25 protein-coding genes and 1 other annotated feature are annotated in these 26,601 nt (G+C 39.7%); of the genes, 19 read left to right on the forward strand and 6 right to left on the reverse strand.

Going from position 1 to position 26,601, the window contains the following annotated elements; translation table 11 throughout:
• The first annotated feature begins 149 nt into the window (after positions 1 to 149).
• Both IEW76_RS15535 and IEW76_RS15540 read left to right on the forward strand, forming a co-directional pair.
• Complete coding sequence (locus IEW76_RS15535) at positions 150 to 1,064, forward strand: DMT family transporter (RefSeq protein WP_188655351.1); 915 nt, start codon at positions 150 to 152, stop codon at positions 1,062 to 1,064.
• Between the two features lies 1 nt (position 1,065).
• Positions 1,066 to 1,620, forward strand: coding sequence for a cysteine dioxygenase (locus tag IEW76_RS15540; protein ID WP_188655352.1), 555 nt, complete (start codon positions 1,066 to 1,068; stop codon positions 1,618 to 1,620).
• A 292-nt stretch (positions 1,621 to 1,912) separates the two neighbouring features.
• On the opposite strand, the gene IEW76_RS15545 is transcribed toward IEW76_RS15540, so the two are convergent.
• A complete protein-coding gene (locus tag IEW76_RS15545; RefSeq protein WP_188655353.1) occupies positions 1,913 to 2,296 on the reverse strand; it encodes a VOC family protein in 384 nt (127 codons plus the stop codon).
• Positions 2,297 to 2,492: 196 nt separating this feature from the next.
• On the opposite strand from IEW76_RS15545, the gene IEW76_RS15550 reads away from it, so the two are divergent.
• Positions 2,493 to 3,089 (forward strand): membrane lipoprotein lipid attachment site-containing protein, encoded by a 597-nt coding sequence (locus IEW76_RS15550; protein ID WP_188655354.1) that lies wholly within the window; start codon positions 2,493 to 2,495, stop codon positions 3,087 to 3,089.
• Positions 3,090 to 3,355: 266 nt separating this feature from the next.
• On the opposite strand, the gene spoIIP is transcribed toward IEW76_RS15550, so the two are convergent.
• Positions 3,356 to 4,489 carry a stage II sporulation protein P gene (gene spoIIP / locus IEW76_RS15555; protein ID WP_188655355.1) on the reverse strand — a complete coding sequence of 378 codons (1,134 nt, stop codon included), beginning with the start codon at positions 4,487 to 4,489 and terminating at the stop codon, positions 3,356 to 3,358.
• 258 nt (positions 4,490 to 4,747) lie between these two features.
• On the opposite strand from spoIIP, the gene IEW76_RS15560 reads away from it, so the two are divergent.
• A complete protein-coding gene (locus IEW76_RS15560; protein ID WP_188655356.1) occupies positions 4,748 to 5,038 on the forward strand; it encodes a hypothetical protein in 291 nt (96 codons plus the stop codon).
• Between the two features lie 92 nt (positions 5,039 to 5,130).
• Positions 5,131 to 5,604 (forward strand): GNAT family N-acetyltransferase, encoded by a 474-nt coding sequence (locus IEW76_RS15565; protein ID WP_229721265.1) that lies wholly within the window; start codon positions 5,131 to 5,133, stop codon positions 5,602 to 5,604.
• A 58-nt stretch (positions 5,605 to 5,662) separates the two neighbouring features.
• On the opposite strand, the gene IEW76_RS15570 is transcribed toward IEW76_RS15565, so the two are convergent.
• Positions 5,663 to 5,989 (reverse strand): hypothetical protein, encoded by a 327-nt coding sequence (locus IEW76_RS15570; protein WP_188655357.1) that lies wholly within the window; start codon positions 5,987 to 5,989, stop codon positions 5,663 to 5,665.
• A 165-nt stretch (positions 5,990 to 6,154) separates the two neighbouring features.
• Between IEW76_RS15570 and IEW76_RS15575 the strand changes: the two genes are divergently transcribed.
• Entirely contained in the window at positions 6,155 to 8,227 is a 2,073-nt protein-coding gene (locus IEW76_RS15575) for a thioredoxin domain-containing protein (protein ID WP_188655358.1), read from the forward strand.
• A gap of 57 nt (positions 8,228 to 8,284) precedes the next feature.
• Here the strand turns inward: IEW76_RS15575 and prli42 are convergent, their stop codons facing one another.
• Positions 8,285 to 8,437, reverse strand: a complete 153-nt coding sequence (prli42, locus tag IEW76_RS15580) for a stressosome-associated protein Prli42 (RefSeq protein WP_188655359.1) — start codon at positions 8,435 to 8,437, stop codon at positions 8,285 to 8,287.
• Positions 8,438 to 9,160: 723 nt separating this feature from the next.
• On the opposite strand from prli42, the gene IEW76_RS15585 reads away from it, so the two are divergent.
• The 13 genes from IEW76_RS15585 (at position 9,161) to IEW76_RS15645 (ending at position 25,009) form a co-directional block, all read left to right on the forward strand.
• Complete coding sequence (locus tag IEW76_RS15585) at positions 9,161 to 10,810, forward strand: acyl-CoA mutase large subunit family protein (protein ID WP_188655360.1); 1,650 nt, start codon at positions 9,161 to 9,163, stop codon at positions 10,808 to 10,810.
• A 20-nt stretch (positions 10,811 to 10,830) separates the two neighbouring features.
• The gene (mce, locus tag IEW76_RS15590; RefSeq protein ID WP_188655361.1) at positions 10,831 to 11,658 is read left to right on the forward strand and encodes a methylmalonyl-CoA epimerase; all 828 of its coding nucleotides are present in this window, start codon (positions 10,831 to 10,833) and stop codon (positions 11,656 to 11,658) included.
• On the forward strand, positions 11,658 to 13,205 hold the full coding sequence (locus tag IEW76_RS15595; protein WP_188655362.1) for an acyl-CoA carboxylase subunit beta: 1,548 nt from the start codon (positions 11,658 to 11,660) through the stop codon (positions 13,203 to 13,205). Before mce ends, IEW76_RS15595 begins: the two co-directional genes overlap by 1 nt.
• Positions 13,206 to 13,294: 89 nt before the next feature.
• Positions 13,295 to 14,422 carry a M20/M25/M40 family metallo-hydrolase gene (locus tag IEW76_RS15600; RefSeq protein ID WP_188655363.1) on the forward strand — a complete coding sequence of 376 codons (1,128 nt, stop codon included), beginning with the start codon at positions 13,295 to 13,297 and terminating at the stop codon, positions 14,420 to 14,422.
• A 197-nt stretch (positions 14,423 to 14,619) separates the two neighbouring features.
• Positions 14,620 to 15,234 (forward strand): spore coat protein, encoded by a 615-nt coding sequence (locus IEW76_RS15605; RefSeq protein WP_188655364.1) that lies wholly within the window; start codon positions 14,620 to 14,622, stop codon positions 15,232 to 15,234.
• A 361-nt stretch (positions 15,235 to 15,595) separates the two neighbouring features.
• Entirely contained in the window at positions 15,596 to 16,801 is a 1,206-nt protein-coding gene (locus IEW76_RS15610; RefSeq protein ID WP_188655365.1) for an MFS transporter, read from the forward strand.
• 193 nt (positions 16,802 to 16,994) lie between these two features.
• Complete coding sequence (locus tag IEW76_RS15615; RefSeq protein ID WP_188655366.1) at positions 16,995 to 17,510, forward strand: hypothetical protein; 516 nt, start codon at positions 16,995 to 16,997, stop codon at positions 17,508 to 17,510.
• Between the two features lie 254 nt (positions 17,511 to 17,764).
• Entirely contained in the window at positions 17,765 to 18,343 is a 579-nt protein-coding gene (locus IEW76_RS15620) for a hypothetical protein (protein ID WP_188655367.1), read from the forward strand.
• A 27-nt stretch (positions 18,344 to 18,370) separates the two neighbouring features.
• Positions 18,371 to 18,598: a hypothetical protein gene (locus IEW76_RS15625; protein ID WP_188655368.1), complete on the forward strand. Its 228-nt coding sequence runs from the start codon at positions 18,371 to 18,373 to the stop codon at positions 18,596 to 18,598.
• Positions 18,599 to 18,817: 219 nt separating this feature from the next.
• Positions 18,818 to 20,089 (forward strand): DNA polymerase IV, encoded by a 1,272-nt coding sequence (locus IEW76_RS15630; RefSeq protein WP_188655369.1) that lies wholly within the window; start codon positions 18,818 to 18,820, stop codon positions 20,087 to 20,089.
• Positions 20,090 to 20,336: 247 nt separating this feature from the next.
• A complete protein-coding gene (locus tag IEW76_RS15635) occupies positions 20,337 to 21,038 on the forward strand; it encodes an ABC transporter ATP-binding protein (protein ID WP_188655370.1) in 702 nt (233 codons plus the stop codon).
• On the forward strand, positions 21,035 to 23,311 hold the full coding sequence (locus IEW76_RS15640; RefSeq protein ID WP_188655371.1) for an ABC transporter permease: 2,277 nt from the start codon (positions 21,035 to 21,037) through the stop codon (positions 23,309 to 23,311). Before IEW76_RS15635 ends, IEW76_RS15640 begins: the two co-directional genes overlap by 4 nt.
• Before the next feature lie 114 nt (positions 23,312 to 23,425).
• Positions 23,426 to 23,672 (forward strand) — a binding site (T-box leader).
• A 95-nt stretch (positions 23,673 to 23,767) separates the two neighbouring features.
• On the forward strand, positions 23,768 to 25,009 hold the full coding sequence (locus IEW76_RS15645; protein ID WP_188655372.1) for an MFS transporter: 1,242 nt from the start codon (positions 23,768 to 23,770) through the stop codon (positions 25,007 to 25,009).
• A 25-nt stretch (positions 25,010 to 25,034) separates the two neighbouring features.
• Here IEW76_RS15645 and IEW76_RS15650 read toward each other — a convergent pair whose 3' ends face one another.
• A complete protein-coding gene (locus IEW76_RS15650; protein WP_188655373.1) occupies positions 25,035 to 25,448 on the reverse strand; it encodes a hypothetical protein in 414 nt (137 codons plus the stop codon).
• Between the two features lie 255 nt (positions 25,449 to 25,703).
• A complete protein-coding gene (locus IEW76_RS15655) occupies positions 25,704 to 26,468 on the reverse strand; it encodes a class I SAM-dependent DNA methyltransferase (protein WP_188655374.1) in 765 nt (254 codons plus the stop codon).
• Between the last annotated feature and the right edge of the window lie 133 nt (positions 26,469 to 26,601).

The raw sequence follows: 26,601 nt of genomic DNA on the forward strand, positions 1-26,601 counted from the left end.
CATCCTCCTAATTTTCCGACAATTCTATTACTATTGTAGGTTAACAACAATATCTTCTCAACAAAAATTTCCAAATGATTCTTTCATGAACCCTTTGGACAGGCATAGGATGAAAGAAAGAAGATCTTTCGAAGTGGGGAGCGTCGTTTATGCCATCGAAAATTGCTGCCTCTTTCTATGCTACTTTATCCATCACGTTTTGGGGCGTTTCTTTTGTCTCGACAAAGGCTGTTTTAGATAAACTAGATCCTTACACGGTACTGGTCATTCGATTCGGGATCGGGGCCATCTTCCTGTTATGTGTGCTGCTTGTTATGAGATATCCTATGAAATTATCTCTCAAATATATACCATCTCTAATTGTACTCGGAATATTAGGGGTATTCGTTCACCAAATCATTCAAGCAACAGCGCTATTAACGATTGATGCTTCTCATGCAGGATGGATGATTTCATTTTCTCCTGTGTTTACTGTTTTCTTATCCATGATTTTTCTACACGAGAAAGTAACCCTTTCTAGAGCTGTTGGTATAGGAGCAGCTATAGCCGGAGTCATTTTGATTACGACCTCAAGAAGTGGCCAGGGGGTCGCATTTGCCATCGATATCGGATATCTCCTCATGCTTCTTAGTACATTTAACTGGGCGATATATGGAATTTTACTAAAGCGTTTATCAATCCCTTTGCCTTCACTTGTCATTACCTTCTATATGAGTGCATTGTCTTTCTTTCTCACATTACCCATTCTTTTGAAGAATCAAGGGTGGAAGAGTTTACCGACTTTGTCTGCCACAGAGTGGGGGCACCTTATTTTTCTTGGGGTCTTCGTCTCAGGCATTGCCTATTGGTATTGGGGCAAAGCACATGAAGTGCTGGAAGCCTCGCAAGCGTCTGCTTTTATGTATTTAGAACCACTGGCTACATTGCTGGCAGCTGTCCTGCTTCTCAATGAGAAAATCTTTTTCCAAAGTGTGGTGGGTGGCGTCATTATTATCGTTGGTGTCGTTTTTGTGAATGGTCAGGTGTGGAATCTTATCGGATTACTTAGAAAGAGGAGGACTTAATATGGAATGGAAAGATCGATTAGAAAATGTACTTGGAAGGCTAAAATCACCCTCAAAAGAAGAATTAAGGCAAGCTCTCAGCAAGCTTAATACAAAAGTGGAAGATGTAAAAGAACAACTTATGGACCCCGGGGGGAAGCCTTATTACAGAAAGGTATTGTTTCATAACGAAGAGGTGGAACTGCTCGTGATGAACTGGTCAAACCTTGTATGCGCCCCTCATGACCACGGCAACTCGTATGGGTGGATACATGTACTGAACGGTACGACTAAGCATACGATTTTTGAGGTAGAAGACGGACGAATTCCCCGTGCCTTATTTGACGAACACAAAGAGAAGGGGGAGTTTCTATTCGCTCCTGTAAAAGGGGTTCATACAATGAAAGATGATAAGAAGAGCGGGTTAATCACTTTACATCTATACGCTCCTCCAATAAAAGACATGATGGTGTATGACTTGGAGGCGTGCGCGGCTTGTGTTGTGTCTGAGGATTGTGGAGCTTGGTGGCCGGAGGATTTGCGGCAACGTGTAAAAGAATTAAAGTTAAAGGCTTGAGGATTGTTGTCCTCAAGCCTTTTTGTGTGACCAGGTCGATCAGTCAACATCGATTCGCATAGGCTCATCGTGTTTCCTTGATCTCTACTTTGGTTCAGTCCAGCCTATACGTTGCTAAACGGGCACTTTCGCTTTTGATCGTCTAGCTCCAGTGCCCAGCAACTAGTAGACTTCCCTCACCTCCGGTCGATCAGTCAACATCGATTCGCATAGGCTCATCGTGTTTCCTTGATCTCTACTTTGGTTCAGCCCAGCCTATACGTTGCTAAACGGGCACTTTCGCTTTTGAATACTAGCCTGTACAGATCATAATAATATTGCCATCGGGGTCTTTAATTGTAAAGAAAGAAAGGTCTTCAAAACGTGTGATGTTAGAGGTAATGCTATATTCTAATTCCTTTATATATTGGTACGAAGCATCAATATCATCCGTATGGAAGTTAAATAGAGGATGAGCTGAGGGGGTTACTTTTTGTTTCTCGTCGGGAGGTCCGGAATCGAGTAGGACGCCAGTGTAGTGATCAATTTTCATATTGTAGACTGGTTCCTCTACTTCAGAAGGGTTAAACTCCTGACCTAGTAGATCAGAGTACCATTTAGCGGAAGTTTGTAAGTCACTTACGGGCACAAACATGGTGTTTACACTGTTATGGATGGGGCTTTTAGTCGTTTTCATTTCATCGCTCCTTTAAAGTTGTTATCTACCATTTCTAGAAAATTGGAAAGAATCCTCTTTGGGCGATACCGTTTTTGGTTAATTGTGGTACGATAATGGATGGTTAAATTGTAAGGTTAGTTGCTTACTTAAAATAAGGGTAGTTCCTTTTTATCTGTAACGCTATACATATTACTCTAAATAAAGGAGTGACGAAATGAAACGAATGATTGTTTTTCTTTTCCTTTTAGTTATACTTGCTGCTTGTGCAGAAGAGGAGAAAGGAAATGAATCTTTAACCATTACACCGATTGAATTAACAGAGCGGGAGAAAGAACTTGTATCGGCAACAGGAATTACCCATACAGAATACTTTGAAATGAATGGCAGTTTAGGAGAAGGGGAGGACCTAGTTACGAAATTCACCTATTATAAAGATGGTGAATACTTAAAAGGCGGCAGTAAAATGTATGGTGCATTAGAAACGACATATGAAGAAGACCTTTTATCGTTTGCCATGCTAACAGATGATGATTTAGCTCACCTTTATATGGGGAATGCAAATGGACTGGGAGGTAGTAAGGCAACTATTCCTGAGGATCTCGGGATGTCTACTTATGCCGGACTATCAGAGAAACACACGCTAGTAAAAGGGGAAGAAACGTATGTCGCGTATTGGGTAGCATCTGGAGGTAATTCCATAAGTAGTGGTGGGATTGGAGATCCTACTAAACTTCCAGAAGTGATCAAAGAGGAAGATTACGCTATTGTTATGAGTGTTGAGGTTAAGGACAAAGAGGATATAAGTCATTAATTTAAAAGCACCTTTTCTAAGAAAGGTGCTTTTTCTATGCGGAGATGATTGAGATGTCCAAGGTATTTGAACAATCGACCTAAGCCTCCTAACTCAAAAAAGAACTGAGCTAAAAAGCTCAGTTCTTCACCTGAAACTCCTGAAACAACTTAATCACTGATAATGTTAGTCCTGAAACAAAGCATCCAAGTGTTATCATCCAGTGAAAGAAAAAGAAGGAGATGAGAGTAGATAAGACTGCCCATAAAAACCATAAAAGCCAAGGTTTATTGAGCATTTACTTCCATATCGCCTTTATACATTTCACTAAACACTTTGGCAAAAGCCTCTACGGTTTTCTTGATTTCTTCATTATTGTTGGCATAGCCACCGATTTCAATTAGCAACGCTTTCTCAGATAAGTCTTGATTATAGAGTCCATTTCCTTGAGCTTTGCTCTTCTGGAATACGCCTCGGCTAATGCCTGGGTATTCTTGATTTAGTTTTTTGTTTAATTCGGTTACGAAACGAAGGTTTTCTTCATAGAATTTGTTCTCCTTACCCACGATGAAGAAGAGACGGGCGTAAGGTTGTCCGTTTATGGTTGTTGTCGTGATCTTTTTATCAACGGAATCACGATGAAGGTCAAAGATATATTCTACTTTATCATTTTTCGCTAGGGCTTCTGTGGCAATTTCTCTTGAGGCTTTATAAGAATCAGGATATGACCAGTTCCTTTCTTTTAACTCGGTTGCAACGTTATCTTTTACATGTTGAGATTGAATATTGTATTTTAATAACTCCTCTTTCAACATGGCACCTACATTGACAATATTCTTCGTCTCATCGTGACTGACTGCTTCATTAGGTTTTGTTGCACCGCTTAAATTAGGCAAGAACGCTTCCCACGTATGGGTATGGTAAATCAATACAGAAGCTTCTTCTGGTACTGTATCTTCTTCAGGTGGTGTGTCCTTTTTATCCTCAGCGCTTGAAAAGAAGTCATCAGGAGGTGGAGATTCGTACGGAAGTGTAGTGTAATCTGTTCCTTCTCCAGCTATTAAGATTTCTGTGTGGTATGCATCTAATCCGGGGATTTCGCGTCCGAGTAGACTGCGCGCATCCCCAAGACGAATATCGGTTAAAGCATCGACTACAAATTTTGAAGTAGATAAATCTGGTACCTCTTCTTCATATTCTTGTAAAAGAGGGGGCATCTCTCTCCCCATTACAGCTAATAATACTTCCGTGCTTTGAAATGACTTTAAGGCATTTTCAATTGTTTGAGATGATAAGAATGTTTTGCTATAAGAGGTAGCCGTCATAATTGCGATCATGATAAATAGTAATCCATAGATTACTAGATATCGGCTTATGAAGGTTACCTTCGATTGTATAGAAGCTTTTGATATTCGTTGCAAACTTGACCCCTCCCTCACTCTATCTTTATGAGAGAGGGTGGGAGAATATTAAATAAAAATAGGTTTTCTATCAAATCTCTTAAAGATAAAAGAGATGAAAGTCTAAAACGTGGAATCTAACCCATGTGATGTAAATGGCATCTACTTGTCGAAAAATATGTTTTTATGACATGTTTTGTCATTTAATGGATGAAGTGTCTCTCTCTAGAAGGATTTATTCTGAATTTGTAGTAGAAGTGAGTAAGGAGGGAGAGATGTATGGATTTTCTTCGACGTTGGACAGGAGTAGCTATTTTAGTTTTACTTGCATTACTTTCGTTAAGTAAGGGTTTGAAATTGTGGGCTCTTGGAACACAAGTGGATGGGAATGGAATTGGTATATATTTTTTTCTTATCGAGATTACTGATCTACTTCCAGCAGAAAGAATTCCATCGTATGCAGTGGGGTTCTTTATTTTAAGCCTAGTTTCCCTTATCATCTCAATAGCAATGATTCGTGAAAACCTCGTAAAGGTAGATGCTAGTCAGAGAACTCATTTTAGTGAGTAACAATCTTCCTGCTTGCCTATTCTTCATACTCGAGTATACGATTAGCAGTAACACACATATGGTAAACAGAGGTGAGCTGAAAGGGGGATCATATGAAAGTACGTTTTATACCGATGAAACAAGAAACGTTCGAGGATTATTATTTAGAATCAATACATGAATACGCAATGGAACATGTTATAGCCGGGAATTGGACAGAGTCAGAAGCCCTTATTAATGCACAAGAGCAGTTCGAGAGCCTTTTACCTAATGGTCTTGATACGAAGGAGCATGAGTTGTTTACGATTGTAAATGAAGAGAGAAATGAGGTGGGCATGATCTGGCTTCATCATCAACATCGTCTTGAAGAAACCCATATTTTTATTTATGATATAAAGCTACATGAAGCAGAGCAAGGAAAAGGGTATGGTAAGGCAGCTATGAAAGCACTTGAGGTGTATGCTGAATCAATGGAGATTAGTCAAATTGGACTTCATGTCTTCGCTCATAATAAAACAGCCCTTGGGCTGTATAAGAAAATGGGATATGAAACGACCGATCTTGTGATGAAGAAAAGACTGATATAGCTAATTATAGGCTTTCTTAAGGGGAATGTCGGACGGCTCTTCATAGCCGTCCGCATTTTTATTTTTCTTCCTCTTGTTTTTCTTTAGCTTCTGGCATAATCTCATCGGCAAATTCAGCAAAGGCAGCTCCTGTTGGTCGGGAGTCTGCACGCTTCATATACTCCTGAATTTTACCGGCATATTTACTCATCGGTTCATTCTGATTCGTGTCTTCATCTTGGCGACCGCGGGCAATGCCGTAAAAGGCAGCGCTAACCATTGTAGCCATTACACCTAAAACTGACATAACCATTGGGCCGCGACTTCTCTTACGCTTACCAAACAGTCCCATCCACATGGGCCTTTTTCTTGTATTAAACATGGACCACCATTGATTGTTCTTCATCGAAACATCCTCTCTTTAAGCATGGTACTCCTTACTTAGTGTTTCAAGAAAAAGGTGCTTTATGAGGGGAATAACAATCCAAATCTCAACAAATTCTACCTTTATATCCTTTAAGATGTGTTATAGTGGCATGCATAAACCAAAATAATGAGGTGAAAGAAAATAATGGATCCAAATGAGTCTCTACATAATAATCCTAATCGGTTAATTCATGAGAAATCCCCATATTTGCTTCAGCACGCATACAACCCCGTTGATTGGTATCCATGGGGAGAAGAAGCCTTTCAGAAATCAAGAGAAGAAGGGAAGCCTATCTTTCTTAGCATTGGATATTCAACGTGTCATTGGTGTCACGTAATGGAACGAGAATCCTTTGAAGATGAGAAGATAGCGACGCTTTTAAACGAGCGGTTTGTATCGATAAAAGTGGACCGCGAAGAGCGACCAGATCTTGATTCAATCTACATGACTGTTTGTCATATGATGAATGGAATGGGAGGATGGCCTCTTAACGTGTTTCTCACCCCTGATCAGATCCCCTTTTATTCAGGTACATATTTTCCAAAAGAAAGCAGGTACGGAATGCCAGGCTTTCGCGACGTAATCTTGCAACTCTATCACAACTTTAAAGAGCAACCTGACAAAGTGAAGAACATAGAGAAAAATGTACAGAATGCTTTAAATCAGGCATTTAAGATGACGAATTCCACAGATTTAACAAAAGATGTTCTTCAACAAACTTATGATTCATTCCAAAAAAGCTTTGATGAAACATATGGAGGTTTTGGCGGGGCTCCAAAATTTCCAAGACCACACACGTTAATGTATTTGTTGCGTTACTATCGTTATTCTGGAGAAGAAGAGGCTCTTAACATGGTCCAAAAAACCTTAGACGGACTGGCGGCGGGAGGGATTTATGACCATATCGGATACGGATTTGCCCGTTATAGTGTTGATGAGAAATTTTTGGTACCGCATTTTGAGAAAATGCTGTATGATCAAGCTCTCCTTGCGATTGCTTATACGGAAGCCTATCAAGTAACTAAGGAAGAACGGTTTAAGGAAGTGGCAGAAGAGGTTATTTCATATGTTCTTCGTGAATTAAAACACTCAGAAGGAGGATTTTACTCTGCTGAAGATGCGGATTCAGAAGGTGTAGAAGGAAAGTTTTACGTTTGGTCACCTGATGAAATAATAGAAGTTCTTGGACAACCTCTAGGCGATTTGTTTTGTGACGTATATGACATTAAGGACCAAGGGAACTTTGAAGGGAAAAGTATTCCGAATTTGCTTCAATCTGACCTCAAATCCTATGCATTACGAAATGGCTTAAAAGAGTACAGCCTTAGAGAGTCCCTTAAAGTAGGGAGGGAGAAGTTATTTAAGGCAAGAGAGGAGAGGGTTCGTCCATTTAAAGATGATAAGATTATCACCTCATGGAATGGAATGATGATTACAGCTCTTGCAAAAGCTTCTAGAGTGTTTGGAAACAAAACCTATTTTGAAGAAGCGGAACAATCCCTTCTTTTTATAGAACGGCACCTATTTGTAGATGGCCGCCTTATGGTACGGTATCGAGATGGTGAAGTGAAACATTTAGGGCTCATTGATGATTATGCGTATTTATTATGGGGTTATATCGAAATGTATGAAGCAAGTTTTAACCTTGACTATTTACAAAAGGCGAATATACTTAGCGAGCAAATGATGGCTTTATTTTTAGATGGAGATCAGGGAGGTTTCTATCTATATGGTACCGATCATGAACAGCTTATAACCCGTCCTAAAGAAGCTGCGGATGGAGCGGTGCCTTCTGGGAATAGTGTAGCTTCCTTACAACTTTTGCGACTAGCAAGATTAACTGGCGATGTTAGTAAAGAAGAAGTTGCAAATCATACAATTGCTTCTTTCACAGATGACTTAGTGAAGTATTCAGATGGGCATGCGTACTTTTTGCAGACGTATTTGCTTATGCAAAGTAGCGCTAAAGAAGTTGTGGTCCTTAAAAGTGAAGGGGATGACGGAATGGATGAACTACTGCGTTCTCTTCAAGAAGATTTCCACCCTGAATTGACTTATCTCGTTGGTAATTCTGTAGAAAGACTTGCAAGCCTTGCACCTTTCACAGCAGATTATAAAAAAATTCATAATCGTTCGACTGCCTATATCTGCGAAAACTTTTCTTGTATGCCTCCTACTACAGAAGTCGCAGAAGCGATCCGCCATATAAAAGCATAAGAAGAAAAAGAAAAGCATTTGGCTTCAATAGCCAAATGCTTTTTGTCGATCTATTCATTATAAGAACATACCCGCTCCAGCAAGTAGTGATGTTAATAACATCGTTACAATCATTAGGTACACAACAAATTTTTGACGCTTTTCACGCTTTGATGGTTTACGTTGTTGTGTTGCTTCTGATTGTTTCTTTTGTGTAGTTTTAGATGCCATAGTATTGACCTCCTTCGTCCCCGATACTAGTCCCATTTTAACCCGAATTCTGAAAATGAACAAGTCTCCTTTTCATACACTTCTGTTGATTTCTCTTCTGCTGAGAAAGGCTTTGTTAAAGTTTAAGGTTGTTATTAACCAAGTTTATTCAAAATAGGGCAGTAATTATGAGGACTCGAAGCTGAGGTATGTTAGTGAGACTGGGCCGTTATGATGTTGAGGCTAGGGGTGTCTGGGGAACGACTCGCTTTCCACGGGCGAGCTGTCGAGCCTCCTCACTCACTTCGTTCGCTCCGGGGTCTCGTCGACCTCTTTCTCCCGTAGGAGTCTCGCCGTTCCCCAGACACCCCTTGCCAGAAGTAGTGGAACGGCCACAAAAATCGCTTGTGGTGGGGATATCCATAATTCTGGTACTTTATACAGCATGCTTCCGTGTCTTCTACATATAGCGAGTGATTTCCCGAACCACCTTACCCTCAATCTGAGCAAACGGAAGCATTCTCTCAACTTCGAGTGTTCCATGTAAGGGGGCTTATATGGAACAAATAATAAAAAACATTGAGCCTAGAGGCTAGGAAGATATTAAGAAAGATAATGAGTAATCGTTCATTTTCCACCTTTATTCATGATACAATTAAATTGTCGAAAAATTGAAAGGGTTTTCTTGATGTTTATCGAATAGTATTCAAAATGACAAGATTTCGATAAAAGGGGGGCGTTCGTATGGGTTCTACCTATAATGAACATAAGAAAAAGTGGGAAGAGCAGACCAAAAAGGCTATTGAACGATTTCCAGAGCGTAAGGATACGTTTGAAACGAGTTCTCACATTGGGATTGATCGTTTGTACAGCGGTGAAATAAATGAGAAATATGTCGAGAATATAGGGTTTCCCGGGCAATATCCATACACTCGAGGGATTCAACCAACAATGTATAGAAGTCGTTTCTGGACGATGCGCCAGTATGCGGGATTTGGTTCTGCCCAGGAAACGAACGAACGATTCAGGTACTTATTAGAACAAGGACAGACAGGTTTATCGGTAGCATTTGATCTGCCAACGCAAATCGGATATGACTCTGATGATCCCATGGCAGAAGGAGAAGTGGGAAAAGTAGGGGTGGCCATAGATAGTTTAGCCGATATGGAAACGCTATTTGACCAAATTCCACTTGATAAAGTGAGTACATCCATGACGATTAATGCACCTGCATCAGTTTTACTGTGTATGTATATCGCTGTGGGTGAAAAGCAAGGTGTTCCTAAAGAGAAATTAACAGGCACGATCCAAAACGATATCTTAAAAGAATACATTGCTAGAGGTACATATATTTTTCCTCCGAAACCATCCATGCGTCTCATTACAGATATCTTTGGTTATTGCCAGGAGTATCTGCCTAAGTTTAATACAATTAGTATATCTGGATACCACATTCGGGAAGCAGGTTCGACTGCTGTACAAGAGGTGGCCTTTACGATCGCAAATGGATTAGCGTATGTAGATGCTGCAATTGAATCAGGTTTAAAAGTTGACCAATTTGCTCCACGCCTTGCGTTCTTCTTTAACGCACACAATCAATTTTTTGAAGAAGCAGCTAAATTCAGAGCAGCTCGTCGGGTGTGGGCAAAGATTATGAAAGAGCACTATAAAGCAGAAGATCCAAAAAGCTGGAAGCTCAGGTTCCATACTCAAACAGGAGGATCTACCCTTACAGCCCAACAGCCCGATAACAATATTGTTCGAGTGGCCTTACAAGCTCTGTCTGCGGTTATGGGAGGAACGCAGAGTTTACATACAAACTCAAGAGATGAAGCGTTGGCCTTACCGACCGAAGAGTCTGCCCGTATTGCACTAAGGACTCAACAGATTATAGCGAATGAAAGCGGCGTTGCAGACACGGTCGATCCGCTAGCTGGCTCTTATTATGTAGAAGAACTAACTGACAAAATTGAAGAACAAGTCAATCAGTACTTAGAACAAATTAAAGACATGGGGGGCGCCGTCCAAGCGGTTGAAGAAGGATACATGCAGAGAGAGATCCACCATGCGGCTTATGAAACGCAGAAGAAAATTGAGAGCGGTGAAGAAGTCATCGTTGGTATGAACCAGTATAAAATTGACGAAGAAGTGAATCAAGAATTATTACGCGTTGATGAAGCTTTAGAAAAGGCGCAAGTACAGAAAACAGAAAGCCTCCGAAACAATCGAGATCAGGCTAGAGTTGAACAAGCGCTCAATCGAATTAAAGAAGCTGCTCAAGATCAGACGGATAATCTAATGCCACATATTTTAGAGGCAGTGAAAGCCTATGCTACTGTAGGTGAGATCTGTCATACATTGCGAAGGGAATTTGGAGAGTATATTGCACGCTAAACTCGATAGGGGGAAAGGTTATGAATCGAAAAATTCGCGTACTTATTGCAAAACCTGGACTTGATGGGCATGATCGGGGTGCGCTCGTCATATCTCAAGCATTACGAGACCATGGAATGGAAGTGATATATACAGGGCTGCGTCAGTCACCTGACCAAATAGCTCAGGCTGCCATACAAGAAGATGTGGATATTGTCGGATTATCTTCTTTATCAGGAGCCCACAGGTCACTTTTTCCTAAAATTGTTGATACACTAAAGAAATATAATGCCGCGGACATCCCTGTCTTTGGAGGTGGTGTTATTCCTCCTGAAGATATTCCATATTTAGAGGAGAAAGGTATTAAGAAGATCTTTACCCCTGGAAGTTCAACAGATGAGGTAGCGAAGTACATTAGGCGCCTTGTGGATCCGGACAAGTCAGAAAGTGTGAAGCCTCCTGAGAAAATTGCTCATATAGGAATAGCGGTTCATCATATTGAACAAGCGCTTCCTTTCTACACAGATACGTTAGGTCTATCTTTGAAGGATGTGGAAGAGGTGCAAAGTGAGGGAGTAAAGGTGGCGTTTTTGCCGATTGGCGAAACACAGATCGAATTATTAGAGCCTCTTAATGAAGATTCTCCTATCTACAAGTTTATAGAGAAGAAAGGAGAAGGGATTCATCATATTGCTTTTGAAGTTTCAGATATTAAAGACCGTTTGAAGAATTATAGAGAAGACGGCGTTCCTTTATTAAACGAAGAACCAAAAAAAGGAGCCCATAATGCAGATGTTGCGTTCCTGCACCCTAAAGCATCTCATGGTGTTTTATATGAGTTATGCCAACACGGAGGTGAAAAGTCGTAATGGATATCTATGATAAGATCAATGAATTGTATGATAAACGACGTGCTGTTGAGATGGGAGGGGGAGACGAACGGATCCAAAAGCAACGCGATAAGGGTAAAATGACAGCTCGTGAGCGTATTGATTACTTACTTGATGAAGGAAGCTTTGTAGAGTTGAATCCTTTTATTGAACATCGCGGGACTGACTTTGGCATGGGAGGGAAAGAAGCTCCTGGGGAAGGCGTTGTAACCGGGTTCGGTAAGATTAAAGGGAATGATGTGTATTTATTTGCCCAGGATTTTACCGTTTTTGGCGGCGCTTTAGGAGAAATGCATGCTAAGAAAATAGCAGCGGCTATGGACTTAGCTGTAAAGAACGGTGTTCCTTTCATCGGCTTAAATGATTCAGGCGGAGCTCGTATACAAGAAGGAGTTACATCTCTTGATGGATATGGTCAAGTTTTTTACAGGAACTCGATCTATTCTGGTGTCATTCCTCAAATATCTGTCATAATGGGACCTTGTGCAGGAGGAGCTGTGTACTCTCCTGCTATTACGGATTTCGTTATTATGGTAGAAGAAACCTCGCAAATGTTTATTACAGGACCTAAAGTAATTGAGACCGTAACAGGCGAGCAAATCTCTTCTGAGGACCTTGGTGGTGCGCATGTACATAATAGTAAAAGTGGGAACGCGCACTTGAAAGCAAAGACTGAAGAAGAAGCGTTAGATCAAGTGCGATCCTTAATTGATTACCTTCCTGCTAATAATAATGAGAAACCACGCCAAATTGAAATGGATGACGAGGATCACTATCGTTCTAATTTAACGGATTTAATACCGTTTGATCCAATAAGGCCATACGACGTTCGGACAATACTCAATGAAGTAGTGGATGAGGACTCCTTTTTTGAAATTCATCCTGACTTCGCCAAGAACATCGTTGTTGGGTTTGCTCGTATAAAAGGAAAAACGGTGGGTCTTGTATGTAACCAGCCAAAAGTCATGGCAGGAGGACTTGATATCGATTCTTCTGATAAGGCCTCAAGATTTATACGTTTTTGTGATTCGTTTAATATCCCTCTCATTACTTTTGAGGATGTGACTGGATTTTTCCCTGGTGTCAAACAAGAACACGGGGGTATTATTAGACATGGCGCCAAAATTTTATATGCATACTCAGAGGCAACGGTTCCTAAAATCACGGTCATTACCCGTAAAGCATATGGTGGTGCGTATGTTGCATTGAATAGTAAATCAATTGGTGCTGACCTCGTCTATGCATGGCCAAATGCCGAAATAGCCGTCATGGGGCCAGAAGGAGCAGCGAATATTATTTTTGCTAAAGACATTAAAGGAAGCGAGAATCCTGAAGAAACACGCCAAGCTAAAATCGATGAGTACCGGGAGAAGTTTGCGAATCCTTATGTCGCAGCTGGACTAGGCATGGTGGATGATGTTATCGATCCAAGAGAAACTCGAATCTCACTTATACAAGCCCTTGATATGCTAAAGAATAAACAAGAAGATCGTCCGAAGAAAAAGCATGGAAATATTCCATTATAATAAACATCGTTTGACACTTGAGATGGCTTTCGCTAACGTACTAATAGAGAGTCATCTCTTTTTTTACATAATTGAAGGAGGCAACAAACATGCTTACAGTGAATCGCGAGCGTTTGATTGAAGAATTTCTGGAATTGGTACAAATCGACTCTGAAACCGGAGACGAAGCGAAAATAAACGAAGTATTAAAAACCAAGTTTACAGACCTTGGTGTCGAAGTATTTGAAGATAATGCGAAGGAAGTAACGGGTCATGGAGCAGGAAACTTAATATGTACGCTTAAAGGAAATAAAGAAGGCGTTGACACTATATATTTCACTTCCCATATGGATACAGTCGTTCCAGGCAACGGCGTAAAACCAACTATTAAAGATGGGTATGTTGTTACTGACGGGACCACGATTCTTGGAGCGGATGATAAAACAGGCCTGGCTGCCATTTTTGAAGCGATTAAAACCCTTAAAGAAAATGAAGTAGCACATGGCGATATTCAATTTATTATCACAGTCGGAGAAGAATCTGGTCTAGTTGGAGCTAAAGCGCTAAAGCCTGAGCATTTAACTGCGAAATACGGTTACGCTCTTGATAGTGATGGGAAAGTCGGTAATATTGTAGTGGCTGCACCTACGCAAGCGAAGCTGAATGCTGTCGTGAAGGGGAAAACAGCTCACGCAGGAGTTGCGCCTGAAAAAGGAATCTCTGCCATTACACTTGCAGCACGTGCTGTTTCCAAAATGCCATTAGGTCGAATCGATGAAGAAACAACTGCTAACATTGGACGTTTTGAAGGTGGTCAGAAGACAAATATTGTGTGCGACCACGTTGAGATCTTAGCAGAAGCACGTTCTCTTGTGCCTGAAAAAATGGAAGCGCAAGTAGAGAAGATGAAGAAAGCACTTGAAGAAACTGCAGATGAAATGGGTGGAAGTGTTGATATCGAAACAGAAGTCATGTACCCAGGGTTTAAGCATAGTGAAGGAGAAGAAGTTGTAGAGGTTGCTCGTCGTGCAGCGAAGACAATTGGACGCCCTACTGAACTTCTAACTAGTGGTGGAGGAAGTGATGCGAATATTATTGCAGGCCACGGAATTCCTACGGTCAACCTTTGCGTAGGGTACGAAGAGATTCATACGACGAATGAACGTATGCCTCTTGATGAATTGGAGAAAACAGCTGAACTTGTAGCAGCGATCGTACAAGAAACGGCTAATAATTAATGCAAAAGACTTCTATCCTTAAGGATGGAAGTCTTTTTTTGTCTGGAATTAAAATGATTTTCATATTGTGACGTATGGACTATGTTAGACATCTGGTTTAGTGGCTCTATTTAGTGGGAACTTACGCCCTCTTACTGTACATAGAACTTTATTATAAGTGCACACTAACAATTGATTCAATTTACAGGAGGGGTTTCATGCAACAGCAACAACAGCCAAATCCAAATAATAACGGAAAAACAACGGCTCCATCTACAAATCATGGAGGCCATGAACTATTTGACGCGCATGAAGTAATAGCTTCTGTTATTAGTTTAATGGATCAATACCAAATGTATGAGCAACATATTCAAGATCAGAGGTTAAAGGATATTCTAAATCGTCAATATACGTTTATCGAGACCATGTATAATACAATCGTTGAGAGCTTCACTACCGGGAATAAGCCCTCTGTTTCAACGCAGGTGTATAAAATGGAAGAAGATCATACAACCGTATACGGGTTAAAACCTGGACAGCCTAAAAAACCGAATCAATCTGTACAGGAACTATCAGATAAAGGGTTATCCGCATACATGTTAGGTCAGACAAAATCACTTGCCACTTTGTTCTCCATGACTGCTTTAGAAATGACCAATCCAGTACTAAGACGTGTTATTGCAGACAGTGTACCGAATTTAATTGAAATGTCTTATGAAATTTTCCTATATCAAAACAAGCACGGGTACTATCAAGTCCCTCAATTAGCTCCTCAAGATATGAACCAGATGCTACAAAGCTATGCTCAAACAAATCAACAACAAATGCAATAATGAGTAAAAAAGGATCACCATATAGGTGGTCCTTTTTTTGTTCATAAAAATATTACATCTTCACCCCTTGGCAATTCTAAATTGTTACCTCGAAGTACCTATACTACAAGAAAGTACGTACTTTTTTCTTTTACCCTTACACGGCATAATAGCAATTGTTGCAAAGGAGGTAAGCCAATAGGCAAAGCGCAACCATATGTCTTATGTATGAAACAACTACAGTTACTTTTTAGTACCTACCGTACTTTAAAGTACGTACTTCCGTAATGAAAATGTACATTGCATAATGTGGTGTACACGTTCAAAAAGGTAATGGCGCCTTACCTTTTAGTTGAAAACATTTTAAAGGAGGATCTCTTTCATGAGTTCTAACACACAATCTGCAAATCAAACTCAAAATAAAGGAGGCACTCTGGCGCTCTTAGCGCTAGCGATTAGTGCTTTTGGTATTGGAACTACAGAATTTGTTCCCGTAGGACTTCTCTCATCGATTGCTGATGATTTATCAATATCGATTACGTTGGCAGGCTTATTGATTTCTGGTTATGCTATTGGTGTATCGATTGGTGCACCGGTTCTTACCGCATTAACGTCGAACATGAATCGGAAAACGCTTCTCATGTCTTTAATGGTTTTGTTTATAGTTGGTAACTCAGTAGCAGCGTTATCAACGAGTTTTACAGTCTTATTTATAGCTCGTTTTATTACAGCTTTCTCGCACGGAATATTCTTCTCTATTGGGGCAACAATTGCTGCCGATTTAGTTCCGCAACATAAGCGGGCCAGTGCGATTGCCTTCATGTTCACAGGGCTGACAGTTGCCACTGTAACAGGTGTTCCGCTTGGGACCTTTATTGGACAAGCCTTTGGTTGGAGAGCAACATTCTGGGGTGTAGCGTTACTTGGACTAATTGGTGTTCTTTCTAGTGCCATATTAGTTCCGAAAAACCTTAAAGAAGCACCACCAGCAAAATTTAGTGAACAGCTTAAGATCTTAACAAATGGTAAATTAATATTAGCTTTTGTTATTACTGGCTTAGGATATGGAGGTACGTTCGTTGCATTCACGTATCTATCTCCAATATTAGAAGATATTACTGGATTTAGTGCAAACTGGGTAAGCATGATCCTAGTTCTTTACGGCCTTGCAGTTGCAATAGGTAACACAATTGGTGGGAAAGCATCTAACAAGAATCCACTTAAAGCACTGTTTTGGATGTTCGTATTCCAGGCTATTATTTTATTCATCTTAGCGGTTACTGCGCCATTTAAAGTACTTGGTTTAATCACGATTTTCTTCATGGGTCTCTTTGCATTCATGAATGTTCCTGCATTACAAATTCTAGTCGTAAACCTAGCTGAAAAGTATGTACCATCTGCTGTCAACGTTGCGTCGGCATTAAACATTGCAGCCTTTAACGTTGGTATTGCGATCGGTTCTTTCGTTGGTGGGTTAGTTGTAGACTCGATCGGCCTTGAGCACACTCCATGGGTCGGTGCGGTCATGGTAGTAGGAGCTATTCTATTAACAGCTGTTCTTCGTTCAATGGAACGTAAAGAAGAATAGTGTTGCATCGGAACGAATGATGTGAGCTACAAGTATGTAGATAAAGAGCTTAAACAAGAATGGTTAGAGCGTTCCTATCTTCACTTCACATCATCTGCTAATAGGCAGACCAACGCCCAGGCTTTGAAGAGCCTGGGCACTTTTTATTGCATTTTGCTCCAATTTATGGATAAAATTGGCCTGGGGGTGAGCGTTGGCTGTGGATCAAGAGAAAGTTAATCGTCCTCATTATCTTTTTATTGCTCTTTATTTTGTCAGTTTAGGATTCCTGATTTGGGCTCTTAAAAACATCTCGTTGAGCAATGCTTTGAGGTACGGGGCACCGTTATTAGTGGTAATCTCAAGTATTACATACATTCGTTCTAATAAGGTTCAATCTTATGTACATAACTATTTGCAAGAAAAGGGAGCCACCCGAGGAATCCTTTTTCCTATCATAACAATCTTGCAAACGGTTTGTTTTATTGTGTTTCTCTATCAAGATCATGGAGCGTATGTCGTTAATGGTCAAAGTCGGTACGATGATTATATGTTTACAGAATTTAAATCGAAAACAGCTATTTCAGGCATATTCTTTTTGATGGGCATTCGAACAATGATCACAGGGGGGCTTGAAAAAAATAAAGCTTCGATATGGGGTGGTTTAGGTATCATTTTAATTTCTTTGGTCATGGTATATAGACTAGGGATAAGCTATCACATATGGTAAGCTGTTGAATAGCATTAGATGGGGGAGCATTGCCGATGTGCTCTCCTTTTTAATGTCTTTTAAAAATAGGCGGATATATCTAAAGGAGGTAAAAAGGCTATGTCTAAAGGTACATGCGTTCGCATTTAAAATAGTCTTTTGACCTATTGAAATGTGACAACCTATAATGCTATAGATTCAATTGTTCCAAAAATGATTGAAAATTCTAACAATAATAGTATTATTAGGTTAACACTATAGAGAAGGGTGATGATATGGATCAGGTTTATTCACTAGTCGAGCTTTGGGACATCTTTAAGTTGGCGATTTTAGTAAGCTTAGTGGGTGCTTTAATAGGTCATTATAAGAGGAATGCTTGTATTTTACTTCCGATTGTTAGCATTGATTTCAAGTTCAAGGGGTTTGAGGAGTGGAGCCGTTCTTCCCACCGTGGGTTGATCAAGGCGCTTATGCTGGTTGTTACGATTGTGAATGCGTGCATTAGCTTCCTGTTGTTTTTAGTGGGAATTCGGTACGGAGATAATAAGAATACCGATCCAATCTTATTTGAGCTAGGAGTAATAGGAGATCTAATTATTGGGGTTGGCGCTGGTATTATTGCAAAGAGTACTGTGACGTTGACGGGTACAGAAAATCAGCTATCTATTATTGTGACGTCGTTATTAGCAGGTTATGCTGGGTTATCGTACATTCAAAAGTATCAAAAAGAATCTCTTGAAAATGCCTGTATTGATTATGAACAAAAATTAGCCTGCTCAGAAGAGGATCGAAGCCCGCATGTGTACCGTAAGAAAGACTCTTCCGATGAAATTGCGGCAACAAAGGAACCATAAATACTACTCCACGGAAAGAGGTTTGTTATGAAAGTCCGATTAACTCAAGAAGAGAGAGAGCAACTGGAATCATATTTACAGGTCTTGCAAAATCCTTTTGAATCCATTGCAAAACGAAGACTTGCGAAAAGTAAGTTTGATATGATTTACAATCGAGCAGCCGCAAGAACCGCGAACTCGCTAGGTTCTTGTATAAATAAAGAAAACCAAGCTGCTTGCTCAAACGAAGGGGAAGAAAATCCTTCCAACCTGTAGAGAGCAGATCCAAACTCCCTATAGTTGGAAGGGTTTTTTTCTGCTTAATTGCTTTACTAAGCTAACGCGTGCCAGACACCCTTTACTGAGGTAAAGGGTGTCTGGCACGCGTTTGTTCTTTACTGTATTAAAGAGTAGTATGGCAGGAGAGCGTAGTAGAGGCATATATGTTACAATACATATAGAACGAATGTTCGTTAGAGAGGAGGTGTTCTGATTTTGTCGAAGTGGTATCCAAAGAACGGAAGAGTCATTTTTCATGTAGATATGAATAGTTTTTATGCGTCTGTAGAGATGGCCTATAATCCGGAATTAAAAGGGAAACCTCTTGCGATAGCGGGGAATCCTGAGGAACGAAAGGGAATCGTTGTAACTGCAAGTTATGAAGCCCGGGATAAAGGTGTAAAGACGACAATGCCCTTGTGGCAAGCGAGACGTCTTTGTCCGAATATGATTGTGATGCGTCCCAATTTTGAACGCTATCGTAAGGCTTCAAGGGAAATGTTCTCGATACTTTCCCAAGTTACACCACTTGTACAACCTGTTTCGATTGACGAAGGATATATGGATATAACTGATTGCGCTGATCAGGGCACCCCTCTAGAGATTGCGAAATGGATTCAAGATACGGTTATGGAACAGCTTGAACTTCCTTGTTCAATAGGTATTGCACCTAACAAGTTCTTAGCTAAGATGGCTTCAGATATGAAGAAGCCAATGGGAATTACTGTCCTCAGAAAGCGTGATATTCCTAATAAATTATGGCCCATGCCAGTGCGTGAGATGTATGGTGTTGGAGAGAAAACGGCTGAGAAATTAAACGCTAGTCATATCCAAACAATTGAGGATCTTGCTAAAGCTGATGTTTATGTTTTAAAAGGGAAACTTGGGATTAACGGTGAACGACTTCAAAATCGTGCAAATGGTATTGATGATCGTTTGGTTGATCCTGATGCAGTGAGTGAATTCAAAAGCATTGGAAACTCTCAAACATTGCCTCATGATACAACGGATGATAATGAGATTACAAAACTACTGCGACAGTTATCTCAAAAAGTAGCAGACCGGATGGAAAATAAAGAAGTTGTTTCGAGAAACATCCAGTTAATGATTCGTTATCATGATCGTAAGACGATTACGAGAAGTAAGCAATTACCCGAATATATAAGTAAGGTGGAAGAGATCTATCAGTATGCAATGAAGCTATGGGAAGATCATTGGAACGGTGATCCTATAAGACTAATGGGCGTTACAGCGCAAGACCTTAGTGAAAAACAAGATGCGACTATGCAACTTGACTTATTCACATATGAGAGCGAAGCGAAAAACGAAAAATTGTACTCTGCTATAGGAGAACTTACTGATAAATATGGTACGAATCCATTTAAGAAATTAAAAGCCAAACCAAAGGCAACGCCCACAACAAGTTTTCAGAAGGACTTTCTAGACGATTTCAAAAAAGTAAACCGATCTGACCATGAAACAAACTAGCGTTGATAGCTAGTTTGTTTTTTATTGCTTCACAGTAAGAAAGCGTGCCAGACACCCTTTAACCAAGTAAAGGGTGTCTGGCACGCTTTTTCGCTTTATATAACTAAAGGGATAAATGTTTTGAAATGAAATGGTTTATTTAGTTCAAAAAATATTGTCTTCTGACATATACTGAGGTAAGATGAAAAGGAAGAGAAATGAAATGATTTTGTGTATATATTTCAAATTTTGAAATGGAGATGAGCGTATGAGTATCGTGCTATGGAATGTAAACAGGATTTATCAAAGTGGTGAAGTAAACGTTCATGCGTTAAAGAATGCCTCAATTGAAATTCCTGATAAGCAAATCGTGGCTATTCTCGGTCCATCAGGTTCTGGTAAGTCTACGTTACTCAATGTAATTGGAGGCATTGACCGTCATGATGAAGGAGAAATTACGGTTCATGACCATGATTTGACTAAAATGAAAGATAAGGAACTTACAGAATACCGAAGGAACACCCTTGGCTTTATCTTTCAACAGTATAATCTCATGCCAACCTTAACAGTTGAAGAAAACGTAGAGGTAGGGAAAGAGTTAAGTCAAAACCCTTTAAATATGAAAGATACGTTAGAAAAAGTTGGCATGTGGGACAAAAAGGATAAGTTTCCTTATCAATTAAGTGGGGGAGAACAACAGCGTGTTGCCATCGCGCGAGCACTTATAAAAAACCCTCGCGTACTTCTGTGTGATGAACCAACTGGCGCTTTAGATGAGGAGACAGGGAAGAAAATCCTTAGTCTTTTAAAATATGTAAATGAGACATATGGTACAACTGTTTGTATTATTACTCACAATAACGGTATCGGAGAAATGGCTCATAAGGTAGTTAGAATGAAAAGCGGTGAAATTATTGAGCACTATTATAATGAGGAACCGGTTGATCCAGAGAAGGTGAAATGGGTATGATCCTTAGAAAAAGTATACTTCGTCAATTTAAGGAGAAGAAATTTCAGTATTTTGGTGTAATCATTCTTCTACTATTATCTATTATGCTGTATGTATCCATGTCAATGGGAATCTCGACTTTGGATAACCGAAATGATCAATTTAAAGAAGAATACATGCAGGAAGATTTCCATATGATTTTAGCTAATGAAGTGTCTTCAGATCAACTTGAAGAATGGGAAAAGAATTATAATTTATCTTTAGAAGAACGACTTTACGGAGATATTCCTTACAATGGGAATGGAACAACTCTTAGGCTATTCTCAAATACAAATAAGATCAACATCCCTTACGCCTCGGAAGGGAAACTGCCTGAAGAAGCAGACGAGATCGCTCTATCTCCCGTTTTCGCTAAAGCTCATCATATTACCGTTGGAGATGAAATCGATGTAAAGGGCCGAACATTAAAGGTAACAGGCTTAGTGTATCTTCCGGATTATATTTATGTTCTTGAACGTGAAAGTGATCTTCTTAGTGATCCGAATACGTTTGGAATCGGGATGACGACTGAACATACCCTTCAATCTATTGCTGATAAAACAGTAACTCAAATTTTAGGGAACGAGGCATCAGAAGAAGAAAGGAATGCCTTTAAATCCGCTGTTACGGAAAACTATTCTTTGTTGAAATGGATGAACCAAGAAGAGAATCCTAGAATTCAATTTGTAGAATCAGAGATTGAAAGTTCAGAGACGATGATTACAACACTACCGCTATTTATATTAGCGTTATCTGTTTTTATGGTTCTTATGATTATGAAGCGACGGTTAGAAATGCAACGAAAAGAAATTGGAACCATGAAAGCGTTAGGCTATCGGAACAGTGAACTGACAAAGCATTATATGATGTATGCGACTATTATTGGACTCGTTGGGTCTATTTTAGGCGTGACAGCTGGTGCAGCTTTATCGATTCCCATAACCGACCTATATTCCAATTACTTCAATCTACCTAGCATTTCATACTTTGATTGGGATCCTAGAGTACTTGTAATTGGCTTCTTCGTGCCAAATATAATATTACTCATCATGACGTATTTTGTTATCAAAAAACCGTTGCAACAGTCTCCGCTCGATTTATTACGGCCAAAGGATACATCAAAAGGGAAGAAGTCATTATTAGAACGATTGCCGATTATTAACAAAGGGAGCTTTATTTCACGCTTTCGTATTCGACTGTTAGCCAGAAGTAAAGCAAGAGCTGTTTACATTCTTTTGGGGGTTATGTTTTCAAGTATTCTATTGATCTTTGGAGCTACGATGTACAAAGGAATGGACGGAATTGTGGATTCAACCTATAAAGATATCATGACATATAATTACGCTGCTCATTTCAAAACCTTACAACAAGAAGAGACAACTAAAGGCGAAAGTCCCTTTACAGTAGCTGAAGCAGATATTATCGAAATAAATGGAGAAAAAGCCAAGGAAATTGAGCAACAGTCTATGATTTACGGGATAGAACCTGACACTGAACACATTCAGCTCCAAACCGAAGATGGGAAACTACTTCATTCAACACTTAAAAATGGAGTGGTGTTAAGCGAACCGTTTGCAAGTGCGCTAGGTCTTTCAAAAGGGGATACGATTACTCTTGAAAATGCGTACAACAACAAGACGATAGAGAAAGAAGTCACAGGAATAGCTAAGGTTTATATTGGTTTTTCTATTTATAGTGAGCGAAGTGAAGTCAACGAATTTCTTGGCTATCCAAAAGGGGTATATACGGCCAAATGGACAGAAGATAAGCCAGATAACTCGGAAGACGTATTATTTATAGAGAATAAGCAAGATATTATAGAGAACTTCGAATCAACGTCTTCCTTAACCCGTTATTCTGTCTTTGGAATAGCAGGTTTCGCATTCTTAATTGGAGTTATTGTCTTAACACTTATTACGAATCTAATTGTAGAAGAGAATTCGCCTTCTATTTCTCTGTTTAAAGTTATGGGGTACAAAGACCAAGAAATTTCTAGGCTAATGATTAACGTTTATACGCCAATCGTCCTTCTAGGATTCCTTTTATCTGTTCCTATTGGAATTCTTAGCATTGAACAGCTTATGAATTCAATAGTTGAACAAACAGGATTTGCAATGCCTGTTCAATTGAGCTGGTTAATGATTCTGATTAGTCTTATGATCATCCTATTCACGTATTACGTCTCGCTTTTCTTATCTAGAAGAAAACTAAAAAACGTCTCTCTTCAAGAAGCTCTTAACAAACAACAAGATTAAATTTGATAGACTTTATCACAGTAAAGGGTGCCTGGCACCCTTTACTCATTTAGAGCATTCAATAACAAGGGGTTTACAGATTTGTATCGTTTTGGTAATGTTGTAGCAATTATAATATAAGCTATGAAGAGAAGAGTAGATCATATCGTTTCTTTCAGAGAGCTCTCGGTTGGTGAAAGAGGGTAGAAGCGCCTGATTGAAACAAGCCTCTGAGCTGCGCATGGGAACTAGTTGTGGGATCATGTGCCAGGAGCTCCTGTTACAGAGCTAGGGTATAAGCAAAGAATGCCGTACCTGAAAAGGTTAATATGGTGACATATTAACGAATTGGGGTGGCACCGCGGAAAAACCCGCCCCCAAGATGAACAAATCTTGGGGGTGGGTTTTTTTATGTTGAAATTAATACAGATTCATTCTTCCTAAATCACATCTAATCTTGCTGGAGGAGGGAAATGAATGAGTCGAATGAAGAAAGACAAACGGTGGTCTGCTTCAGTATTTTTGCTAGCGGCACTTGGGATCTCTACGATTGGTGACTGGGTTTTCCTGATTGCTTTGAATTTGATGGTATTGAATAAGACGGGATCCCCTTTTGCCGTCACGATCTTATATTTATTAAGACCTGCTGCCATGGTCGTGACTAATATATGGGCAGGTAGTTTTGTTGATCGTATTGATCAGCGAAATACAATGTTATGGTTAGACCTTTTTAGAGGGATGCTTGTCCTCTTCATCTCAATAACAACGAACCTATCACTGATCTATGGCCTTGTCTTCCTAATTTACATGGGAAGTTCAATAAGTGAGACAACAACTTTGTCTTATATGACAAAACTTGTTCCAGTAGAGAAAAGGAAACGTTTTAATGCCTGGAGAAGTCTGTTGGATTCAGGTGGATTTGTACTAGGTCCTGCGATTGCGGGTTTATTATTTATAATTAGCAGTTTAAATGTTGCCATTGCATTAAACGGATTATCCTTTATTATATCTGCTCTTATCGTTTTAAAGCTCCCTAAAATGAGCGTATGTAAACCTGAAATAGAGGAATTCGAGAATATGTCGTTAGACTTACTGTTGAAAGACTTCAAAGCCGTCTGGCATTTTACGAAAACCTCTCGTAAAATTATAGTGACATACTCTTTAGTCGCTTTATTGATGATTGGGGCTACTGCTATTGATTCTTTAGAAGCGGCATTTTCGAAAAATGTATTATCTCTATCTGATAAAGAATATGGATTTCTGGTAAGTATAGCGGGCGCGGGGTATGTTTGTGGTGCTCTAGCTATGATTGTCTTGGCTAAACGCTTAGAAAATCGTTTAGTAGTATGGGGAGGGTCTATTCTTGTATCTTGTGGGTATATAACCTATGGATTCTCGACGATCTTCATTCAAGCTGCAGCAGGATTCTTTCTCCTTTCCTTCTTTATGGCCTGGGTCCAGACTGGATTTAACACATATGTACAGCAATCGGTTCCAGCGCTTATGATTGGCAGGATTTCAAGTATATATGGTTGGATCGAAGCACTACTTACACTATTAGCGACTATTGTTATAGGAATGACAGCTGAAATCGTTTCTATTCAAAGTTCTGTAGCGGTTGCTACCCTTTGTGTGTTGGGAGTCATTGTTATTCTCCTTTGTGTTTCCCTATATCCAAAAGGTTCTTCCATCAAGCAATCGGATACCAATATTGAATAAAAGAGGCTCTCTTAAACGAGAGCCTCTATTTAGAGGTAGATGGTAATTCATATCTCTTACCAATCGTAATTCCATCGATTAAAGGAATCTCTTTCTCAACAATTTGTTGAATGGTTTTATCCGTTAATTCACCTGACTTCTTCACCGTTATACTTCTTGTTAAATAAGTGACTTGATCAGCTTCAATACTTAGGGGTGGCTGTGTCCCTTCTTTGTTACGAGTGATGTAACTTGGGTACATGAGGCTGACAAAGCGTTCGTTTTGGGTACCATTTCGTATTTCTAAATTGATAGTGAATGTAATTTTCTCCTCGTTCTCGTTTGTTACATGGTAGGAAAAGTTTTGAATGGTAATTGGTTCATCTGACTTTTGAACCGTTGCACAAGAAGAGAGAAGAAAAGTAAGGATAATAAACGCTCCCAGCCATTTCAGGTGCATAGAAAAGACTCCAATCTGTTGATCCTTATTATGGTATGATGAACCCTCACTAGGAGGATATGAATGGTATTATTCAAGTGCATCCACCTCACTTATATGAAAATCGGCATCATTTAAACTATTATCTATTTCTCAGTCTGGCCACAGGGTTGATAAGGAACTTGGATGTCAACGCTTTTGAAAATCATGCATAGATTAGCTTAGGCAATTTGAAAGGTTGAGTCAAGTTCAGGAAAGGCTAAGTGTTTATAGGTTTTACTTCCATGCCAGCAAAACAGGTTGGTAATAACCGCTTTCTTCTGGAGACTGCCAAGAAACATTACGAAAACCAGCTTCTTGAAGAAAGGAAGTCAATTCGGTCTGTAATATGGCCCTATAACTTGTAGAATATTGTTTCGTCTTCCATATATCCTTCGCTTTTTGCATGATAAAGTGATGGAGTGTATAGGTTCGCCCGTCTTCTTTCCAGTCCCACAGTTGGAAGACAATTCGATTACCACCATCAAAGGTTCTTGGCTTAGTAGAGGCAGGTTTTTCTTTTAAAATTTCTGTATAATTCCTCATGGTAATGATTAGCATGCCGCCTGGTCTCACTTTTGTATAGAGCTGGTTAGCTGTTTGGCGTAAGTCATCTTCCGTTAGAAGATGTGGAATTGAATTATCAGCTGAGAGGACGACATCATATGTACCTTTAATATCTTTGTTTAATGTACGAAAATCAGAGATACCAAAAGAGATCTTGACTCCGCGCTTATTTGCTTCTTTTATTGCTCGTTCTACTGAAGCTAGGCTAATGTCTGTGGCGGTTACATGGTGCCCTTTTTGCGCAAGTCCTATAGATTGGGTGCCAATTCCACATGAACAGTCGAGTATGGATAGTGTTTTAGAGTTTGGAAGAGAGGACAATATGATATTATTTATAGTATTTCCTTGAAATGCTGAGGAATCCTCCCAGTTATTAAAAATGAAGTGATAATCCTCTGCTAATTGATCGTAAAAGTTTTCAGCAGTGTCGCTCAATTTATCCCTCCTTAAAGAGTTCCAATCCTTTATTTAGCGTTTCCTAGAAGTATAGCATATGTAGGTGTTTAAGAAGCTGAAGTCACATACTCCTAAACAAACTATTTAAAAGTGCTAAAAAGCTCAAAGTTAC

It is taken from the genome of Pontibacillus salipaludis (assembly GCF_014642405.1).
Lineage (GTDB): Bacteria > Bacillota > Bacilli > Bacillales > BH030062 > Pontibacillus > Pontibacillus salipaludis.

Coding starts and splice junctions, on each gene's coding strand:
- IEW76_RS15560 (WP_188655356.1), top strand. CDS start 4,748: ATGGATTTTCTTCGACGTTGGACAGGAGTAGCTATTTTAGTTTTACTT.
- IEW76_RS15575 (WP_188655358.1), top strand. CDS start 6,155: ATGGATCCAAATGAGTCTCTACATAATAATCCTAATCGGTTAATTCAT.
- mce (WP_188655361.1), top strand. CDS start 10,831: ATGAATCGAAAAATTCGCGTACTTATTGCAAAACCTGGACTTGATGGG.
- IEW76_RS15645 (WP_188655372.1), top strand. CDS start 23,768: ATGAGTCGAATGAAGAAAGACAAACGGTGGTCTGCTTCAGTATTTTTG.
- IEW76_RS15600 (WP_188655363.1), top strand. CDS start 13,295: ATGCTTACAGTGAATCGCGAGCGTTTGATTGAAGAATTTCTGGAATTG.
- IEW76_RS15540 (WP_188655352.1), top strand. CDS start 1,066: ATGGAATGGAAAGATCGATTAGAAAATGTACTTGGAAGGCTAAAATCA.
- IEW76_RS15595 (WP_188655362.1), top strand. CDS start 11,658: ATGGATATCTATGATAAGATCAATGAATTGTATGATAAACGACGTGCT.
- IEW76_RS15640 (WP_188655371.1), top strand. CDS start 21,035: ATGATCCTTAGAAAAAGTATACTTCGTCAATTTAAGGAGAAGAAATTT.
- IEW76_RS15585 (WP_188655360.1), top strand. CDS start 9,161: ATGGGTTCTACCTATAATGAACATAAGAAAAAGTGGGAAGAGCAGACC.
- prli42 (WP_188655359.1), bottom strand. CDS start 8,437: ATGGCATCTAAAACTACACAAAAGAAACAATCAGAAGCAACACAACAA.
- IEW76_RS15570 (WP_188655357.1), bottom strand. CDS start 5,989: ATGAAGAACAATCAATGGTGGTCCATGTTTAATACAAGAAAAAGGCCC.
- IEW76_RS15650 (WP_188655373.1), bottom strand. CDS start 25,448: ATGCACCTGAAATGGCTGGGAGCGTTTATTATCCTTACTTTTCTTCTC.
- IEW76_RS15550 (WP_188655354.1), top strand. CDS start 2,493: ATGAAACGAATGATTGTTTTTCTTTTCCTTTTAGTTATACTTGCTGCT.
- IEW76_RS15625 (WP_188655368.1), top strand. CDS start 18,371: ATGAAAGTCCGATTAACTCAAGAAGAGAGAGAGCAACTGGAATCATAT.
- IEW76_RS15565 (WP_229721265.1), top strand. CDS start 5,131: ATGAAAGTACGTTTTATACCGATGAAACAAGAAACGTTCGAGGATTAT.
- IEW76_RS15620 (WP_188655367.1), top strand. CDS start 17,765: ATGGATCAGGTTTATTCACTAGTCGAGCTTTGGGACATCTTTAAGTTG.
- IEW76_RS15635 (WP_188655370.1), top strand. CDS start 20,337: ATGAGTATCGTGCTATGGAATGTAAACAGGATTTATCAAAGTGGTGAA.
- IEW76_RS15605 (WP_188655364.1), top strand. CDS start 14,620: ATGCAACAGCAACAACAGCCAAATCCAAATAATAACGGAAAAACAACG.
- IEW76_RS15610 (WP_188655365.1), top strand. CDS start 15,596: ATGAGTTCTAACACACAATCTGCAAATCAAACTCAAAATAAAGGAGGC.
- IEW76_RS15535 (WP_188655351.1), top strand. CDS start 150: ATGCCATCGAAAATTGCTGCCTCTTTCTATGCTACTTTATCCATCACG.
- IEW76_RS15545 (WP_188655353.1), bottom strand. CDS start 2,296: ATGAAAACGACTAAAAGCCCCATCCATAACAGTGTAAACACCATGTTT.